The 18,380-nt window shown below is 36.7% G+C and carries 19 protein-coding genes and 1 tRNA gene; all 20 read right to left on the bottom strand.

The annotated features are described in order from the left end of the window. Nucleotide 1 precedes the first annotated feature (1 nt). The 20 genes from ACTTKV_RS03170 to ACTTKV_RS03075 all read right to left on the bottom strand — a co-directional run bounded on the left by ACTTKV_RS03170 (nt 2) and on the right by ACTTKV_RS03075 (nt 18,297). Nucleotides 2-1,612, bottom strand: coding sequence for a glycosyltransferase family 2 protein (locus tag ACTTKV_RS03170; RefSeq protein WP_442549203.1), 1,611 nt, complete (start codon nt 1,610-1,612; stop codon nt 2-4). Beyond that, on the bottom strand, nt 1,609-3,165 hold the full coding sequence (locus ACTTKV_RS03165) for an AMP-binding protein (RefSeq protein ID WP_442549202.1): 1,557 nt from the start codon (nt 3,163-3,165) through the stop codon (nt 1,609-1,611). Before ACTTKV_RS03165 ends, ACTTKV_RS03170 begins: the two co-directional genes overlap by 4 nt. Then, complete coding sequence (locus ACTTKV_RS03160) at nt 3,155-3,676, bottom strand: DNA gyrase subunit B (RefSeq protein WP_442549201.1); 522 nt, start codon at nt 3,674-3,676, stop codon at nt 3,155-3,157. The genes ACTTKV_RS03165 and ACTTKV_RS03160 overlap by 11 nt, the downstream gene beginning before the upstream one ends. Nucleotides 3,677-3,689: 13 nt before the next feature. Next, entirely contained in the window at nt 3,690-3,935 is a 246-nt protein-coding gene (locus ACTTKV_RS03155) for an acyl carrier protein (protein ID WP_021090641.1), read from the bottom strand. A 2-nt stretch (nt 3,936-3,937) separates the two neighbouring features. After that, entirely contained in the window at nt 3,938-4,195 is a 258-nt protein-coding gene (locus ACTTKV_RS03150; RefSeq protein ID WP_084108930.1) for a phosphopantetheine-binding protein, read from the bottom strand. Next, entirely contained in the window at nt 4,179-4,988 is an 810-nt protein-coding gene (locus ACTTKV_RS03145) for a lysophospholipid acyltransferase family protein (RefSeq protein WP_442549200.1), read from the bottom strand. Before ACTTKV_RS03145 ends, ACTTKV_RS03150 begins: the two co-directional genes overlap by 17 nt. After that, a complete protein-coding gene (locus tag ACTTKV_RS03140) occupies nt 4,915-5,583 on the bottom strand; it encodes a beta-ketoacyl synthase chain length factor (RefSeq protein WP_442549199.1) in 669 nt (222 codons plus the stop codon). The genes ACTTKV_RS03145 and ACTTKV_RS03140 overlap by 74 nt, the downstream gene beginning before the upstream one ends. After that, entirely contained in the window at nt 5,583-5,999 is a 417-nt protein-coding gene (locus tag ACTTKV_RS03135; RefSeq protein WP_442549198.1) for an excinuclease ABC subunit A, read from the bottom strand. The genes ACTTKV_RS03140 and ACTTKV_RS03135 overlap by 1 nt, the downstream gene beginning before the upstream one ends. 11 nt (nt 6,000-6,010) lie before the next feature. Beyond that, nucleotides 6,011-7,264, bottom strand: coding sequence for a beta-ketoacyl-ACP synthase (locus tag ACTTKV_RS03130; RefSeq protein WP_442549197.1), 1,254 nt, complete (start codon nt 7,262-7,264; stop codon nt 6,011-6,013). Then, a complete protein-coding gene (gene fabG / locus ACTTKV_RS03125; protein ID WP_442549196.1) occupies nt 7,264-7,983 on the bottom strand; it encodes a 3-oxoacyl-ACP reductase FabG in 720 nt (239 codons plus the stop codon). The genes ACTTKV_RS03130 and fabG overlap by 1 nt, the downstream gene beginning before the upstream one ends. Continuing rightward, nucleotides 7,976-8,419 carry an ApeP family dehydratase gene (locus ACTTKV_RS03120; RefSeq protein ID WP_442549195.1) on the bottom strand — a complete coding sequence of 148 codons (444 nt, stop codon included), beginning with the start codon at nt 8,417-8,419 and terminating at the stop codon, nt 7,976-7,978. The genes fabG and ACTTKV_RS03120 overlap by 8 nt, the downstream gene beginning before the upstream one ends. Continuing rightward, entirely contained in the window at nt 8,416-9,585 is a 1,170-nt protein-coding gene (locus ACTTKV_RS03115) for a beta-ketoacyl synthase N-terminal-like domain-containing protein (protein ID WP_442549194.1), read from the bottom strand. The genes ACTTKV_RS03120 and ACTTKV_RS03115 overlap by 4 nt, the downstream gene beginning before the upstream one ends. After that, nucleotides 9,569-9,946 (bottom strand): hypothetical protein, encoded by a 378-nt coding sequence (locus ACTTKV_RS03110; protein WP_442549193.1) that lies wholly within the window; start codon nt 9,944-9,946, stop codon nt 9,569-9,571. Before ACTTKV_RS03110 ends, ACTTKV_RS03115 begins: the two co-directional genes overlap by 17 nt. A 24-nt stretch (nt 9,947-9,970) precedes the next feature. After that, a complete protein-coding gene (locus ACTTKV_RS03105) occupies nt 9,971-10,498 on the bottom strand; it encodes a 4'-phosphopantetheinyl transferase family protein (protein WP_442549192.1) in 528 nt (175 codons plus the stop codon). A 102-nt stretch (nt 10,499-10,600) separates the two neighbouring features. Further along, nucleotides 10,601-11,485, bottom strand: a complete 885-nt coding sequence (locus tag ACTTKV_RS03100) for a TPM domain-containing protein (protein WP_442549191.1) — start codon at nt 11,483-11,485, stop codon at nt 10,601-10,603. Then, entirely contained in the window at nt 11,485-12,078 is a 594-nt protein-coding gene (locus ACTTKV_RS03095; protein WP_442549190.1) for a LemA family protein, read from the bottom strand. The genes ACTTKV_RS03100 and ACTTKV_RS03095 overlap by 1 nt, the downstream gene beginning before the upstream one ends. 101 nt (nt 12,079-12,179) lie before the next feature. Beyond that, nucleotides 12,180-16,295, bottom strand: coding sequence for a retention module-containing protein (locus ACTTKV_RS03090; RefSeq protein WP_442549189.1), 4,116 nt, complete (start codon nt 16,293-16,295; stop codon nt 12,180-12,182). Between the two features lie 66 nt (nt 16,296-16,361). Then, on the bottom strand, nt 16,362-17,147 hold the full coding sequence (locus ACTTKV_RS03085) for a hypothetical protein (RefSeq protein ID WP_442549188.1): 786 nt from the start codon (nt 17,145-17,147) through the stop codon (nt 16,362-16,364). Between the two features lie 673 nt (nt 17,148-17,820). Continuing rightward, nucleotides 17,821-17,911: transfer RNA gene (locus ACTTKV_RS03080), tRNA-Ser, on the bottom strand. Between the two features lie 143 nt (nt 17,912-18,054). Continuing rightward, nucleotides 18,055-18,297, bottom strand: coding sequence for a helix-hairpin-helix domain-containing protein (locus ACTTKV_RS03075; RefSeq protein ID WP_149724622.1), 243 nt, complete (start codon nt 18,295-18,297; stop codon nt 18,055-18,057). Nucleotides 18,298-18,380: the final 83 nt, after the last annotated feature.

The raw sequence follows: 18,380 nt of genomic DNA, 5'->3' as shown, positions 1-18,380 counted from the left end.
CTTATCTCCAAAAATCAAAAAAGTTAAACCACTGCGACGGACTCTTGCAAGCTTGCTCCTCAAGCTGCCTTACATAGCTTTGCACGTATGGCAAAACACTTGCCTTGCGGTCACGACCTAGTTTTATCTCATCAGCTATGTCACTTAGTTCGATGCTAAATTTATCGCCATTTTTTACGCACCAAAGTGCGCTCATTTTTACTCCCAAAATGCCAGCTAGCAGGTATGGACCGTAGTTAAATTTAGCCATCTTACCAAGGAAGCTCACTTCAACAAATTTATCGCCATTTACCGGAGTTCTATCTCCCATAATGCAGATATTTACACCACTATCTACCGCCTCTTTTAACTGCATCATCACGGCTGTATCGAGGTTTTCTACACTTATTAATTTAATCTGTCCCTTGCTTATCTGCTCTAAAATTTTATAAAATTTCTCACTTCCTTTGCTATACACCAAGATGATCATGCGAAAGCTCGGTGATCTAAGTGAGAGCGCCTTGCAAATTTCTACATTTCCCAAGTGGCTAGTAAGGAGTACGCGACCACTTTTTGAAGCCTCAAACTCTTCTTTTATCCACATAAGTTCGTTAAAATCCAGCTCATTTTCGAGCACGCCATTTTGCCAGATACGAAATTTATCGCAAATAGCTATACCAAAATCATAAAAATTTCTAAAAACACCAGTGTATGGTTTTTTACCACTAAATTTTTCTACATTTAGAAGAAATTCTCTTATATTTTCTCTCTCGCTTTTTGAAAAGATGTAGTAGAAACAAACAACTATCATAACTATAGGTTTTATAAGAAAAATAGGCAAATTCTTGGTTAAAAACAAGCTCACCCTTAAGAAAAATTCATTTGATCTTTCGCCTTTTTGCCACCATGCGTATTTTTGCCCCTTAAAGGCTTTACCTAGCAAAAATGGAACTAAACTAAAAAAATATTTTGCATGCATAAGGCTTATTAGCACGTTATCTTTTAGCATTTTAAAGTGCGAAACGCCGCCTTTTTCATATCTTACGTTTAGCGGTATCCACTTTAGTCTAGTGCCTGCTCTCACCGCATTTACTAGGATCTCCATGTCAAATTCCATCCTATTTGAGCTACTTTGGAGGGTCACACTCTCAAGCTCTTTTAGCGGATAAATTCTAAACCCGCACATCGCATCTTTTATGTTGGCGTTTAAGGTGTTTACCTTGACCCAAAAATTTGTAATCTTTCTACCATAAAATCTCGACTTTGGCGCATCCTCGCCGTAGATGGGGTCAGCTAAGATCATATCGTGTGGATACTTTCTGCTAAGCTCCAAAAACTCAGCCACTTCACTTATGTCATGCTGAAAGTCGGCATCGATCTGAAATGCGTGCGTATAGCCATTTTGCAGGGCGTGTCTAAAGCCATCTTTTAGTGCAGCTCCCTTACCGCCGTTTTGCTCTCTTGTAAAAATTTCTACGCCAAATTCGCTTAAATTTTCTAGTGCTTTTTTTGAAGTCTCGTTTGAACCATCATCAACTATCAAAATGTGTAGATTATAGTTTGCAAGCGCCTTACAAAGAGCTCTGATCTTCTCTGGATGGTTGTAAAATGGTATGAGAAAAAGCGTCTTCATGAACCCAGCTTTATCCTACCAACACTACTTCTAGTACCGTTACAAAATATCTCAAAATAAACCTTCTCATCTTTTTGCGAAATTTCTATACAAAGCTCGTCATTTGGCCTTACAAACTTTAAAAATTTCAAATTCTCTACCACACATTGATCGCCTATTTCTGCGCCAAGCTCTCTTGCAAATTTAAATACAAAATCAAGCTGCACAAAGCCAGGCAAAAGCGGTAAATTTGGAAAATGCTCGGTAAAAATGCCAAGTGCTGGGCTAAGTTTTGTCTTAAATTTATAAATGCCATCCTCGCTACTTTTATCCCAGCTAGGCCCTTCGCTCTTTTCTAAAAGCTCTTTAAAATTTGCTTTTAGAAATTTTCCTTGAGCGTTTTTGCAAAGCGAGCTAACGATTTTAAAATACCTAACACTATTTTTAAACTCAGGCCTTAAAAGCTCATTTAATCTTCCTACAACACCCTTTTTGCCGCTATCTCTAAAGAGTTTCACACCTACTTCACTAAGCTCTAAAAGTACGGCTAGACGCTTAAATTTTGGATGCGTGTCGCAATAGCAGTCTTTTATGAGGCCGCTTTCAAATATCTTATTTTCGATGCTTATTAGATTGACCCTTTTATCATTTAGCTTGACGATCCTATCAATCCTGCCTTTTAGCGTGAGCCTGCTGCCCTCTATCTCCGCCCAGTCGCTAGTTTGAAAAAACTCACACCATGGCGAGCTAACGTTTAATGCCTCATCTTCATTTAGTCCGGCTTTTACCTTGCTAAAAAGCAAAAGTTCATCACCTAAATTTCTAGCCACTGCACCAGTTTCGGTGCTACCATAGATGTCGATAATGCGTGTTTTGCTCAGTTTTGCTATGCCAGCTCTTAGCTCACTCTTTAGGGCTGAGCCAGCACAGATGATGTTTTTTAGTCCTGAAATTTCAGCTGCTCTTGGGCTAGAAACTATCGTTTGAAGCAAAACTGGGCTTGTTATGAAACTTAAATTCTCAAGCTCTAGCTCAAAGATCGCCTCTGGGTAATTTAGCTCCCTGCTAACCGCCTTTGCACCAGAGATGATGGGCAAAAATACCTTAAAAGTAAGACCAAACATATGCTGATGCGAAACGCTTGAAAAAAATGTATCACTTTCATTAAATCCAAGCTCTTTTTTTAAAAATAGCCCTTCTTCTATCATCGCACCAAGTCTTTTTGGTATATTTTTGCTATTTCCAGTCGAGCCCGAAGTCTGAAGAAAAAAAGTAGAGTTTATATCAAATTTTGGCTCTATATTTCTAGCTGGAGCCAAAAAATTCTTGAAATTTTCATCATTGATATTAAATTTATCACTACTAAAAATAGGCTTTGCGAGCAAAATCGGTCTCACACCGATCGCAAGTGCTCCAAAAAAAGCTACACAAAAGTCAAAGCTCTCGCTTAGATAAATTTCTACCTCGCTTAAATTTTTCTCTTTTAAATTTGCCCCAAAAATAACAACTTGTGAGTATAAATTTTTATCAATATCAACAAATTTAAAGTCCTTTAGACTATTTTCAAACTCCATCTTTCCTCTTTAAAATAAAAACTTTACGATATAAAATTTCTCCAAAAAACAAAAATCCCATCAAAATATAAGAGATAAAGGAGCAGTAAATACTCCAATAAAATTTATTTTCAAAACACGATAAAACAAATGCAAAAATCGCATTAAATACAAAAAATAAGCACCAAATTTTTGTTAACCCTCTTGTGTAACTAACGACCTTTTCGTCGATATTTTTCTCTTTTAGCCTAGCAAGCCTAGTTATCACCGCCTCACCCTTTAAGCTATAAAAAAAGACCGCCAAAAAGCCAAAGCTTACGATACTTGGGTACAAAAGTGCTAAATTTACGCTTCTAAAAATAGCGCAAATGGCAAAAAATATCCCAGCTGCTAAGCAAACCTGTCTTTTTTTACCACTTTCAAAATAGGCTCTAAGCCCCCAAAGCACACATAAAACACCAAATATCAAAGTAGCATTTTCTTGCCAAAAAAATAGCACTAAAGGGTAAGCAATGCTTACTAAAATTAGCACCAGGTTTACTATTTTATGCTTCAAATTTCTTTGCTACGGCTTTTACGATGTCATCAAGCGTTTTTACGTTTTTAAAATCCTCTGGCATCAGTCTATGTCCAGTTTGACGCTTAATGTAATCAATCATATCAATAGCGTCAATGCTATCAATCTGCAAATCCTCATATATCCTAGTCTCTGGCTTTATCTTGCTCTCATCTATCTCAAAAAGATCGATCAAGGCTTTCTTTAAAATTTCAAAAATTTCTTTTTCACTCATCGTTATTTCCTATTTTCGTAAATGTATTTTGCAAGAGAAGATACGCTAAAAAATATCTCTTTTAGATTTGAACTCTTTGAGTCAAGCACAAGACCATATTTTTTCTGCACTGCAAGCCCAAGCTCTAAGGCATCAACACTATCAAGTCCAAGACCATCATTAAAAAGTGGCGCATTCTCATCAATATCACTTGGCTTCATATCCTCTAAATTTAAGCTTGTGATGATCAACTCTTTTATCTCATTAACTAGCTCTTTCACCAAATTCCTCCTTATAAATTTTACTTATCTCATCATGCATTGCCCTAGCCCTTACCGGACTTGGCCTATCCTTTAAAAACATATCAACATCAAAATTTTTCATCTCTTTAAAATGATATTTTATCTTTTCATCTGGTATTTTGTACCATGGTTCATTTTTTCTAAGACTTCTTGGATGCATATTGATGCCGATACATACAATATTTTTAGCGCCTTTTACACCTATGTAAGCAGCTGCCTTATGAAAAATAATTTCATCTTTCGTGCGTGTACCCTCTGGAAAAATGAGCAAATTTTCGCCACTTTTTAAAACATCTACGCTTTTTTGTAAAAATTCCTCATTATTTGTATTTGGTATATAGTTGCACGCCCTAATAGCAGCAAATAAAAATATATTTCTGCCAAGCTCGCCCTTTACGATGCAGTTTATCCTTTTAAGTCTTGAAATTAAAAAGACCACGTCAAGAAGCGAAGGGTGGTTTGCTATGACTAATTTTGATCCACCTTTTAGCTTAGCGAGCTCAAATTTATAGTCAAGATGCCCACAAATTTTAGTAACTTTTATAAAAAATCTCCAAGAAATTCTAACTAGATCACGGCATAAATTTTGTATAAATTTAAATTTATTTAGCCTCAAAAGTACCACTGGCACAAGCACTAAATCCCCGCTTATGCAAATGATTGCAAAAAGGAAAAATAAAAATCCAGCTCTTAAAATTTTAAGGCTCATAGCTAAAATTCCAAGATGAAGAATAACTACAACTTTGCCAGCTTTTTGATATTTTTGGATCAAAATTTACAATAAAGTTTTGTAATAAATTCTCGCAAATTTCTTTTTCTTTTTTAGCTCTTTTTAGAGTTAAAACTCTCTCATTTTTTGCCCTTGAAACAATAAGAGCGAGCATAAATGACGGCTTTTTCTCATCAAAATAACTCTGCTTTATCGACTCGTGATAGGCAAGTATTAGCACCTTTTCATATCCGTCATTTAGTCTTAAAAATGCCGCTTGCAAGGCATCTTCAACTGGACTAAATGACGATATGGCAAGAATTTCATTGTGATTTTTAGCTTCTATGCTAAGAAGCGACGAGATAGCGTTATGCACAGAAAGTGAAAACGATGTAGGCGAAACCGGCTCAGCTTTTGCCAGTGTAGTCTCTAGCTCAAAGCAGCGATTTATTTCTCCTTCATATGAGCTAAAAATAACCGGCATATCAAGCTCGTCAAAACCGCTAAGTAAGCTAAAAGCGCACTTTGCAGCGCTACTTAGCCTTCTTCTTTGAATCGGTGGAATCTTTGCTAGATCAAATTCTTTTTTATATCTAGCTAGATCCTCACCGACATCGCCATAAGCTATCGCATCAAAAAAATCTACCTGAAATTTCATTATTTCGCGATATCGCCCTTTAGTGTAACGCCAGACATCAAAGCACCACTTCCACACTGGAACTGAGTTTTTGAATTAAATGGATGCTTTTTGTAGTAGCCGGTTAAATTTACAACTTTTGTGCCGCCTTCTTTTAAGGCTCTTTCTTGGAAAGTTTTTATAGCAGAAAGAAGTGCGATTTGGCAAGCCTCTTCGTCACTTTTATTAAAACCATTTGTCTTTTTATTAGATGTTAAATCTTTTACGATTACCTGTCCGGTATAACCTGTGCCAAAGCTAAAACTTACATTTGGAAGTAAAAATTCCTTAGCCTTTGGACCATTTAAAAAATCAAGCGAGTGGTATTTTATCTCGTCTCTTGCACTAAGGCTTGTCGCAAATGCCAAAACAGCAACTAATGAAACTAATTTTTTCATGTTTATCCTTTTTAAAATTTGTTATCTACTCTTTTAAATATCAAAGATGTATTTACACCACCAAATGCAAAGTTATTACTCATAACAAAGTCTGTCTTTATCGGCGTTGGCTCCTTTAAGTAGTTTAGCTTTGCACACTCTAGATCGATCACGTTTAAATTTATAGTTGGAAAAAATAGCTCTTCTCTCATCATCATGATAGAAGCGATCGCCTCCAGTCCGCCGCAAGCTCCAAGCGTGTGACCAAGATAGCTTTTAAGTGAGCTGATAGCGATCTTCTCTCCAAAAAGCTCATTTGTAGCGATGCTTTCAGCTATATCGCCGTGTTTTGTCGCAGTCGCATGAGCATTTACATATCCTATGCTTTTTGGCTCTAAATTTGCGTCACGAAGTGCCAGGTTCATCGCTGCTTTCATTGTCGCACTTTGTGGCCTAGTGATGTGCGTGCCATCACACGTCGAACCAAAGCCAACAACCTCAGCATAAATTTTAGCCCCTCTTTTTAAAGCGCTCTCTTCACTTTCAAGCACTAAAAATCCAGCTCCTTCGCCAAGAACCAAACCATCTCTATCTTTTTCAAACGGCGTTGGGGTCAAATTTGGCGTGCTATTTTTCACACTTGTAGCGTAAAGCTTGTCAAAGACGTAGGCCTCACTCACGCAAAGCTCCTCAGCCCCACCAGCTAACATCATATCTATGCTGCCGCTTTTTATGCTCTCATACGCATAGCCGATAGCATGCGAGCCACTCGTACACGCAGAAGATGTAGGGATGATACGGCCTTTTAGTGAGTAAAATAGTGCAATATTTGCCGCCGTGGTGTGAGGCATCATTTTTATGTAGGTATTTGCGTTAAAACCGCTATCCATATCTAAAACTAGCTTTGCCATATCAAGGATGGAGTCCGTGCTGCCAGTACTTGAGCCACTTGCCACGCCCATCCTGCCATCTTGCACACTTGGGTCTAAATTTGTAGCCATCAAAGCTTCGCTCTTTAGCAAGCCAGCGTCTTTTAAAGCAAGTCCAGCCGCGTGCACGCTATATGTTGAGACCTTGCCAAGGCTTCTTAGCTGTTTTCTGTCCCACTCCTGCGGATGTTTGTAGTCTATGATAGGCGCTGCTAGGCGTGTGTTTAGATCTTTATAACCCTCCCACTCACTCATATATCTGACGGCATTTTTGCCTTCAAAAAATTTAGCCCTCATCTCCTCCCAGCTGTTGCCAAAAGCACTGACTGCACCGATACCTGTGACAAATACACGCATTAGCAAAGTCCTCCATTTACGCCGATGACCTGCCTTGTGATATAGCTAGCATCACTGCTTAGTAGAAATTTAACAAGTCCAGCCACCTCGTCAGCCTCGCCAGCTCTTTTTGCAGGTATGGCTTTTAGCACCTCTTCTAAAAAGTCGCTATTTAAAATTTCCTCGCTCATATCTGTTTTTATAAGCCCGGGTGCTACGCAGTTTACTGTTATGCCTCTGCTTGCAAGCTCGACTGCAAGGGCTTTGCTAGCTCCTATGATGCCAGCTTTGCTAGCTGAGTAGTTCACCTGACCTCTATTGCCGATAACCCCAGAAACCGAGCTTAGAGTAACGACGCGAGCTGGCTTTCTAGCTCTTATCATCGGCATCAAAGCTGGCCTTAGCACGTTATAAAAGCCATTTAAATTTACATCTATCACGTCAAACCACTCTTCGTCGCTAAGACCAACAAAGGTATTATCCCTTGTTATGCCAGCGTTTAGCACAACGCCGTAGTAGACACCATTTGCTTCCATGTCAGCCTCTATCGCCTCTTTTGCTGCGGCCGTATCAGCCACGTCAAATGTCATAAATTTAGCCCCAAGCTCACTAGCTATCTTTAAAAGCTCATCGCTCTTGCTTCTTGCATGAAGTACCACTTCATACTCGCCAGCAAGGCGTTTAGCGATGCTAGCTCCTATGCCTCTACTTGATCCAGTTATCAATACTCTCTTACTCACTAAGTGCCTTTTTTACAAATTCTTCATCAGGACTCATCACATTTAAAACCGCCCTTGCGCCAAGCTCGCCGTTTACAAAAAGTTCACTATCATAAACGCCAAAACCACTCTCGTCTTGGATCGAGCAGTTTGAAATGATCACTATCTCATCTCCCACTTTAAAATACGGCTTAAAAATTTCAAATTTCCTACTTCCAAGCAAAAAGCCAAATATCGCCTTCTCACCGCGCAGCTCACGCATTTTTGAGTCATAAATACCAAGGCTTTGAGCCATCATCTCGATTGCCTTTTGCATGTAAAATTTCCCATCTTCCAAAAATGGATTTTGATCATTTATCGCGCTTCTTACTTTGATGCTCTCACAGGGTTTAAATTCTAAAATTTCATCGATCAGAGTTATGGCGCTACTGTGTGGCAAATAATCACTTATCATCATCTCACTCTTTTAAATATTATTGCGGCGTTGTCTCCGCCAAATGCAAAAGATAGCGACATCGCCGTTTTTACGTCAAATTTCGTGCCCATTTTTACTAAATTTAGACGCTCGAGCTCCTCATCGTAAGCTCCGTCATAAACGTGCGGCGGCAATGTAGCATTTTCTTGCATGCAAAGCATCACACAAATGGCGCTCTCGATGGCTCCAGCAGCTCCTAGCGTGTGGCCGATCTGTGGCTTTAGAGTGCTAGCATAGGTTGAGCCAAGCGTTAAATTTACTGCTTTTGCTTCCATTTTGTCATTTGCTTGCGTGCCAGTGCCATGCAAATTTACATAGTCCACGCCACTCATGCCAGCTCTTTTTAGTGCATTTTCTATGCACTCTATCGCCATTTTGGCGCTAAAATCAGGCTGCGTCATGTGAAAAGCGTCGCAGTTTGAGGCCGAGCCAGCGACCGCAACGTTTGAAATTTCATCACGGCTCAGCAAAAACAGCCCAGCTCCCTCGCCAATATTTATCCCCTCTCTATTTTTAGAAAAGGGTTCGCTTGGTTTTTGACTTAAAATGCTAAGTGAGTTAAAGCCATTTATGGTTAATGTGTTTAAACTATCGACGCCGCCGCATATAACCGCATCACAAATATCGCTTTTTATTAGTCTTTGTGCCTCAATAATCGCCTTAACACCAGAAGTACAAGCAGTTGAAACACAAAAACTTGGACCTTCTAATCCATAAAATTCGCTCACAAATTCAGTCACATTTGCAAGACAATTTCTGTCTATACCAAACTTGCTTTTATCAAAAACTTCAGTTTTTATATACTCTTTAAAAGTCCAAAAATTTTCTTCAATTCCACTCGTTGTAGTGCCTAAAATAACACCTACACGGCTTTTGCCAAATTTTTTGATAGCCTTTTTTATCTCATCGTCAAGCTCAAGGAGCGTGTTTAGAAGCAAAGCATTAGTTCTTGTTTTAAAGTGTTCCTTTGTGTTCTTGGAAAACTCTGGCAGTGCCTTATCAAATTTTGCAACTAAAAATTTATTCTCAGGATGAAACTCACTGCTAAGGCTTAGAAATCTCTCTCCACTTAAAAGCGAGCTCAAATTCTCATTACTGCTGCTCCCTGCGGCACTGATGATGGCTGGTTTGCTAACGTAGATCAACACTTTCTACCTCATAATATTGATCGCCTATCATAAATTTTTGCTCTTTTTTTCCATCTTTTATCATCTCTAGTACTTTTATAAAAAGTTCATTATAGGTGCTATTTGGCGGCAAAAAACCTAAATTTTTAAAGCTGCCATCTTTTAAAACTCGCCTAGCTTCTGGCGCGCCAAGCGCATTTACAAGGCTAAATTTATACTCGTTCTCGCTATTTTGCAAATAAAGCAAAAGCAAACCTTTTGATGAGCTTATCTTAAATGTTTTCAAGTCAAAATCTGTCATCTGCGGCGTATCAAATTTCTTTGCGCACCCTAGGGCTAAAAACGATACAGCAAGAATTATAGCCATTTTTCTGACAAGCACTTTTAACCTTTTAAAACCTAAAAATTATAAAAATTTAATAATTATATCTTTGCAATGCTTAAATGCAAGGCAAATAATAAATGAATTATTAACAATAAAGTATTTTTTCTTTACTCCAGTATCGTTAAATTCAGTCTTTGCAAGATCGCTAAAGGCCAAATCCCTTACTTTTAAAGTCGCCTCTTTTGCGGTATAAATTTCATAAAATTTTTGCGTTTTGTTTTTTGCATTTGCTAAAATTTTATTCTCATCTTTTGTGAAACAAAAGCTAGCTACTACATCAAAATTTCGCTCTTTTAGCTCTTCAACATCGACTCCAATCTTTTCTTTTGAAATAGCCAAAACAGCAATATTTTCTTTATGTGAAAGACATATTCTACCTCGCATCTTTGCTTTAAATTTTAAGTAGCGAGAAATTTTAAATGAGTTTTGTTTTATTAAATTTGGATATTTTTTTAGCCTTCTGCGATCTTTTTTATCCAACATTTTAGGACTAAAATTTCTACTATCAAAGCCGATAAAAAGACAAATTTTGCCCTTTTTTATAGTCATTTTCTGTCCTAAAATTTTTAAAACGTATTTTAAGAAATTTAGCTTTTATAAGTAAACAATAAGTGTTATAAATTTATTTGCTCGCGAGAATAGTGCAAAAATTTACCAGCTACCGCTAGCCCCACCTCCGCCAAAACCTCCGCCTCCGCCGCCAAAACCACCTCTTCCGCTACTCGAACGACCGCTACTTCTGCTGCTTGAACGGCTACTGTTTGTACTATTTGAGTCCGATCTATCACGCCTAAATCCACTATAAGTACTTTCGCTTTTGGTGCTTTTCTTGAAAGCGTCCTTGAAAATCATAAAAAATACAGCAAAGATAATGACAAAAACAGTATAAATAATAAAATGATCCTGCACTTCAAAACCTTCTTCAAGCGCAATTGACGTTATCCCTGCAAAGCACAAACTAAATCCTATACGCCTAAAAAATTTACCCAAAAGAATAGATAAAAAACACGAAATCATTCCGATAATAAATGTAGACCCACCAAAAGACATCTCATCATCTTCATTTGCATTTACAAATTCTTCACCGCTAGCTGCTTTTATGATAGCTAGCACGCCTTGCTTTACACCATGGCTCATATCGCCCTTTTTAAACTCAGGGATCATCTTGCTGCTTATGATATGACTTGCCACAGCATCGGTTAGTATGCCCTCAAGGCCGTATCCAACCTCGATGCGAACCTTCTTTTCATTTGGAGCAACCAGCAGTAAAACGCCGTTATCACTCCCTTTTTGACCCAATTCGTAGCCTCTAGCTATTTCAAGAGATAACTCTTCTATACTCTTATTTTCTAATGATTTTAATGTCACAATGGCAATTTGCGTGGTGCTATTTTGCTCAAAATTTTGTACTAAGTTTAAAAGCTCATCTCTTTCATTTTCTGAAAACAAATGAGCTTCATCGTTGATCTGCTCGTTAAAATTTAGAGCAAAACAAAAGCAAAATGCAAAGCATAAAAGGCTAAAAATTTTTTTCATTATTTATCAAACGAAACTTTTGGATTTTTCATCTCTTCATCACTCACTTCGATACCTTGCTTTAACTTCATCTCAGGATAAAAAATACTTACTATAAATTTGCCAGGGAAGCTTCTTATAGCCACATTGTACTCTTTTACTGCATCTATGTAGTCACGTCTGGCTACGCTTATACGATTTTCTGTGCCCTCAAGCTGACTCTGTAGTGAGAGAAAATTTTGATTTGCTTTTAGTTCCGGATAGTTCTCGCTAACCGCCATCAGCCTACCAAGTGCTGAGCCTAAAGAGTTTTGAGCTGCCATAAATTCTTTTATCTTAGCTTCATCGCTAAGACTGCTTGCATCAACGCTTACTTGCATACTCTTGCTTCTTGCGTTTGTTACATCTTCAAAAACCTTTTGCTCGTGAGCCGCATAGCCTTTTACTGTTTCAACTAAATTTGGTACAAGATCTGCTCTTCTTTTGTATTGATTTAGTACTTGCGACCACTTTGCATTTGCATTTTCATCAAGTTCGACAAATGAATTTGCGTATTTTAAAGCACCGAAAGCTAGTGCAGCGATAACTACGATAACGGATATTAAATTTTTCATATTTTCTCCTTTAACGAAGAAATATTAATAAAACAGGGCTTAAAAAATAGTATAAATTGGAGTTAAAGTGAGTGCGAATTTACACACTCACTTTATGAAGATTAAATATCTATTTGGATCTTGTCTTCTACTTGGATATGGATAGTTTTACCATTTATTTGATCTACACTTGAATAGCCTTTAAATCCAGCAGTATCATATGTATGATCTTCGGTCCATTTGTCTTTTAGATCAACTTTTGTGACTTTATTGCCATGCTCATCAAAAGCACCACCTTTTATCTTAAGAACAGTATCTAGATTATCAGTGATATCAAAGATATTTTGTGCATTAAATTTGACCTCTGTTTTTCCTCTCAGGTCAAGATTTTCAAAGCTTTCTACTTTTGAATCAAGATTAGAAATGTTGTTAAAGTTAACTTTGTCGCTATCAAAGACCAAAGTATCATTGCCTTCGCCACCTTTCATATCTTTACTTGCGTCAAATTTAACTGTATAGTCTTTAACATCTATATGAAATGGTTCATGAGGCTCATAAGACTTAGACTCTAAACCACCAGAAGTCTTAAGCGTAGCTTTTACTTCCAAATCATAAGCCGATCTAGCATTGATATCAAGTGCTTGATCAAATGTTCTGTTAGCTATATCACTACTTGTTAATACATGACTTTCAGTTTTAATTTGTGTGTGGTTGTCTGGATCAGTATATTTAAATTCTACCGTATCGCCTTCCCTAGCATCTTCATTTAAATAAACTCTGACTTTGGTAGTCTTTTCACCATTTTCTAAGGTAGTTATATCTTTATTAAACTTAATACCTCTTATAGCATCCATCTGGGCATGTGCACTATCTTCTACATTTACGCTTTCACCAAAAGTATCAGTTAGCGTTACTTTAGCCTTTGTCTCAGCATCAACTGCAATTTTAGCATCAAGCTCAAGCAATTGGTCTCTACTTAATGTGCGTTGAGAATTATCAGCCAAATCTTTTAAAGTGATATTACCGTTTACATCTTTACCTACTACTTCATAGTTTTTAATCACATTAGTGCTATCAGGATTTGTTATCTCAATATCTATCTTGTCGCCAACTACAACACTTTTTGGAATAGTAACATTTACTTTTGAGGCATTGCTACTTGACTCATCTCTTGATACGATGCCATTATCGTCTCTGTCAGCAACTATGTTTGCACTTAGTCCTGCTGTACTTAAAGGAACAAGTTTTACTTTAGCTTCACCGCTAGTTGTGGTCTCTGTGTCATTTGTAATAGTAGCTACTGCACTAGTATCACGACCTGGAAGCATAGCAACGCCAGGAATTTTTATAGTGTTGTTTACTAGCTGTGTAGCAGTATGAGTAGTATCGTCTATAACTGAAATTTTACCATTAGCGTTTCCTGTGACAGTATAAGTTACAGTTCTAGTTGACGTAGAGCCATTAGCTTGAGGCTCTTTGATAGTCACTGCTACTTTATCACCAGCTACAACATTATATGGTAGTTGAACGCTTATAGTTGTTTCTTTTATTTTATCGTCCAATAAAGCTTCATCTCTATCTATTACATTATCTCTACTTGCATTATCTTCTACAAATTCAACCTTTAGATCTTTTGTATCCATCGCCTGAAGCGTAGCTTTGGCTGTTTTTGTTACTCCACCTATAGTAGCTTCTACTTCTGCAGGATGATCTTTGTCTATATGAACATTAGGAATTCTTAGTTTATTTCCTGGCTCAAGCGTAACAAGGCTACCATCTGCATCTTTTATGGTAACGTTTGTACCATCATTTGAAACAACAGTATAAGTTTTCTCTGCTCCACCATTTACCTTGACTTTTATAGTATCGTTTGGATTTACACTAACTGGGATCTGAAGTGTTGCCGAAGTAGTGTTTAACTGCTGATCTTTTATCGCTTCATCTCTACTTAACACTTCATTTCTATCTATATCTTCATCTATAAATAGTCTAAAGCCACTTCCAGAGCCGTTACCTTGAGCATCAAGTGTGATATCACTAGTTGTCTCTACCTTATCGGCACCCTTGCTATCAACAACCTTGGCATTAACAATAGTAGTATGATCTTCTGTCAAACCAAGTGTATAGTTAACTACTTTATTACCGTTATTGTCACTAGTGATATTTAGCTCTTCGCTACCATTTTTAACTACTAGATTATTGTTAGCACCAGTAGTGATTTCATATGTTTTTTCTACTTTGGCACCAGTATTTTTGTCGGTAATTTCTATTACTAATTTATCGCCTATAACAAAATTCGAAGGAAGCTTGATAATTGCTGTTGTGGTGTTTTCACTGTGATCGCGATTTGCTTCAGCATTATATAAGATGCCATCATTGTCAGTATCTTCTTCAAAAGTGATTCTCATATCATCATTAAGCGTTTCAAGGATGTTGTGATTTTCAGCCTCAGCTTTACCGTTACCATCTGCGTCCGTAGTTTTTGTTGTTACAGTTATGGTTTTACCTGGTACGATATCTATGCCAGGAATTTCTATCTGATTACTATTATTGGTGATCACTTCATTACCGTTTGCATCTTTTAGTATGACATTGCCAGTTGGGTCTCTACCGTCAACTTTATATGCTATATTCTCTTGCTTATTGCCGTTATTTACAGTTACATTTACTATGTCGCCAGCCATAACATTGTTTGGTACTTTTACCACTATCGTAGTTTTATGTAGATCGTGATCTTCGCCATCTTTACTCTCAGATCTCGTTAGCGATACATTACCATCAGCATCTTCTTTGAAAAATACTGCCGTATCGTTTATATTAGAAATAGAAACAGTACTTGTTTCATCTGCATGTTGGATGCCATCTTTATCTTTTATCTCAGCTGTTACCTTTGTTGTTGAGCCAGTTGTAGTTTTGATACCAGAAATTTTAAAACTGTTACCATTTTCTATATTTACTACATCAGTTGGATCGTCATCATTTTTTATAGCAGTTAGATTGCCATTAGCATCTTTTTTAATTGTGTAATGTTTAGTATATTCATGAAATTTAGTAGTTCCATCTGGATTTTTTCCATCTGGTTCATTTATAGTTACAGTTAGCTTATCTCCATCTACTGCATTTTTAGGAAGCTTTATAGTGACTGTTGTGCTATTAAGATCGCGATCACCAATAGCCTGCTCCCTACTCATACTCTTAGCACCATTAGCTTCGTCAAATGTAACTTCAGGTTTTTTTACATGCTCTAGACTAGCTGATACTGTTGGCTCACTTATAGATGTATGCCTGTCTGGATTTGAATGTGTTATTTTAGCATTAATGGTCGTATCTTCTCCATGCTTTAGCTGGATACCAGAAACATTGATGGTGTATTGATTGTCGCCACCTTTTTTAGGTATTAAAACATTAGAAGTTCCGTTTTCTGTTACACTAGTCACAGCACCTTTACTATCCATATGTATAGTAAATTCTCTTGTATAAGTTTTAGAAGGATTATTTACAGGGTCAACAGGATCAGGTCCAGTAATAGTTAGCGTAAGCTTATCGCCATCATCAATTTTATTTGGCAGAGTAATCTTTGCTGTAGTTTTATTTACTTCATTATCTAAAGTACTCTCTTGTCTTAAAAGCTCATTAAGAGTCTTTTCTTCTGGTAGTGTCATCGACAAATTTCTACCTACAGGCAATACAGTATCTTGGTCTGAATTTTCACTTTTTACATTACCATCTTTGTCCTCCACATGAACACTAGCAGATGTTCTTACATCTGGAAATATTGGAAGAGATGTATTTACTTTTTGATTATCAATCATCTCTTGTGTAAGAGTGATAGATTTTTCTAAATTTTGAGATGGGTGCAATGGATCAGTATAAGTTATAACGATCTTATCACCAACAACCACATCTTTTGGTAAAGTTACCTCTACTGTTGTGCTTCTAAAATCATTGTCTTGACTATTTTCTGGATCATATAAATAGCCATTGTTGTCTTGATCTTCTGTAAATGTCAAAGTAGGTTTTACATCAGTAATAGTAGAGTCACTTGCAGCTGCACTTCTCATTGTGTTTGTACCATCTGATACAAAAGCTTCTACTTTTGAAGGCTTGCCATGTTCAACTGGCATATTATCTATCTTATATCCATTATCTATTATATTTTGATCTATAGATACGTTTCTAACCTCGGTTGTGCCATCAGGTTTTGTCAAAGTCACATGAAGTATATCTCCAACAATCACATCCTTTACAGTTATAAGAACTGGGGTTTCATTTAATTTGCCATCTTTATTATTTTCGGTATATGTTCATAGATTATTATCAGGACTGTTATCTTCTGTAAATTTAACCTCTGGGGCACTAAAGCCAGTAGAAGTTAAGCTATCCTCACTCCTACCACTAACATTTCCTTGAAAATTTGTAATAGTTGCATCAACCTTTGAAACCTTATCAGTTTCTATTGGCGCATCAAACCGATAACCATTACTCATAATATTTGGAGTAATAACTACATTTGTTTGTATTTGATTGCCATTTGGCTCAGTAATAGTTATATTTAGCACATCTCCAGCTCTAACACTACCGTCATTTGGAACCGTAACAAGAACTTTTGACGTATGTAAATTTGTATCTTGTGCGTGCTCAACCCTACTTAAAATACCATCATTGTTAGTATCGCTTATGAAAGTTACGATAGGATTGCCTGGGATTATATTAATATCTCCGCCATTGTATCCGCTTACTGTATTTTCGTATGATGCAAAAGCTCTATTTGTATCGCTTAAATTTCTATATGTCTCACTAATATTTGAATAATGGCCGCCCTCAGCAAATCTAGCGTCGCATAAGCTTACGCCATCTCCACCACCGCCAGCAGCAGTATCTCCACCAGCTGCAGTATCTCCAAGTTTTGTTAGGTCTCCTCCATTTAAAATAGCATTTTGCAAGTCACTAATGCTAGCTAGACCTTCTGCCCCTATAGTATTTTGATTTAAGACGAGCGTATCATCACCTACTATTGTAATCTCTTTTCCATTATTTGAAACAATGGTTATTTTATCGGCTGTATTACTTGTCTTAATGCTCTCGTTCATATAAACGATATCGCCGATCTTTAGCTCTCTCTCATTTCCATTTTGATCGATAGCGACTGCCTTGCCACTAAGCGATTTTACTACGCCTGCTTCTTTAGCTACAAATACTCCTTTTTATTACTTTTGTATTAATTTAAAAGTGTGATTATATACTATTTATATGTAATATAACTTTATACAATAAAATTTATCTTTTGAGAAAAAATATATTAAATAAATATGGATCAAAATTCTAAATATCAATAGTTTGTAAAGGCAAATTTTAAGCTTTTATCAAAAAGTAGTTTTTTTGATTAGTAATATGGTTAATCATACAAAGTATAATATTTTTTATCATAAATACTTAATTTAAGATATTTTTAATTAGCATGAAACAACAATATAACTGAAAAAACCATAAAATTTCCAAAATTTTTATGTTTAGTATAGGAATTTTTAACAAAAAAACTATTTACTTGACTCAATACAACTAAAAATTTTATTCAGAAACACTATTTTTAATCAAGTTCAAAATAAGCTACTTATTTGATATCCACAGAAATTTAAAAGCATTATAAATATTTATCTTCTTTTATTGCGTTTATTTATAGACTTGGATAAATTTTTATACAAAAATGATTTAAAATATTACTCAAATATCTTTATATAATAAAACTGTGATTTTTATAAGTAGTGGCGGACAGAGAGGGATTTGAACCCTCGAGCCCCGATTAAGAGCTGCACCCTTAGCAGGGGTGTGGTTTCAGCCGCTCACCCATCTGTCCATAAAAAAGAAATCGCATTATAATTGAATACTGCTGATATCTTGCTTAAATTTACATTTTCACAGTTGCCGCTTTCGCGAAGAAGAATAGCCGAATAAACTACTTCAAATTTAAACGACTCGCCACAAGTCAAATTTGTAAATTTAATCCTTCCAAAGCCACCATTTTAGTTTGGCTTTGTCTGGGTGTGGCGTATTTGCATAGTAGCAAACCATACGGTAAACATAGAGGATACACCTATCACTGCCACGTCCGAGCGCCTTTGTGCGCTCAAACATCTCGTCCGGATCCGCACCCTTTAACGAAGCTATGTCTGTGTAGCCGAGTGCCAGCAGATCGGCCTGTGTCGCTTCGCCGACATAGGGGATTTTCTTAAAATCACTCAAATTTAGCTCTCTACTTCGCTTTGATGTCGTCTTCACGCAACATTTTGTAAAAATTTTAACATAGAAGCTATAATTAAAACAAC

This window comes from Campylobacter sp., from assembly GCF_052169515.1.
Classification (GTDB): Bacteria; Campylobacterota; Campylobacteria; order Campylobacterales; family Campylobacteraceae; genus Campylobacter_A.
Note: the sequence above shows the minus strand (reverse complement) of the source record. Positions and strands in the feature narration are given on the sequence as shown.

Bases quoted from the DNA above. Each gene is read 5' to 3' on its own strand.
- ACTTKV_RS03170 (WP_442549203.1), bottom strand. From the start codon at position 1,612: ATGAAGACGCTTTTTCTCATACCATTTTACAACCATCCAGAGAAGATC.
- ACTTKV_RS03165 (WP_442549202.1), bottom strand. From the start codon at position 3,165: ATGGAGTTTGAAAATAGTCTAAAGGACTTTAAATTTGTTGATATTGAT.
- ACTTKV_RS03155 (WP_021090641.1), bottom strand. From the start codon at position 3,935: ATGAGTGAAAAAGAAATTTTTGAAATTTTAAAGAAAGCCTTGATCGAT.
- ACTTKV_RS03140 (WP_442549199.1), bottom strand. From the start codon at position 5,583: ATGAAATTTCAGGTAGATTTTTTTGATGCGATAGCTTATGGCGATGTC.
- ACTTKV_RS03135 (WP_442549198.1), bottom strand. From the start codon at position 5,999: ATGAAAAAATTAGTTTCATTAGTTGCTGTTTTGGCATTTGCGACAAGC.
- ACTTKV_RS03130 (WP_442549197.1), bottom strand. From the start codon at position 7,264: ATGCGTGTATTTGTCACAGGTATCGGTGCAGTCAGTGCTTTTGGCAAC.
- ACTTKV_RS03120 (WP_442549195.1), bottom strand. From the start codon at position 8,419: ATGATGATAAGTGATTATTTGCCACACAGTAGCGCCATAACTCTGATC.
- ACTTKV_RS03105 (WP_442549192.1), bottom strand. From the start codon at position 10,498: ATGACTATAAAAAAGGGCAAAATTTGTCTTTTTATCGGCTTTGATAGT.
- ACTTKV_RS03100 (WP_442549191.1), bottom strand. From the start codon at position 11,485: ATGAAAAAAATTTTTAGCCTTTTATGCTTTGCATTTTGCTTTTGTTTT.
- ACTTKV_RS03095 (WP_442549190.1), bottom strand. From the start codon at position 12,078: ATGAAAAATTTAATATCCGTTATCGTAGTTATCGCTGCACTAGCTTTC.
- ACTTKV_RS03085 (WP_442549188.1), bottom strand. From the start codon at position 17,147: ATGAACGAGAGCATTAAGACAAGTAATACAGCCGATAAAATAACCATT.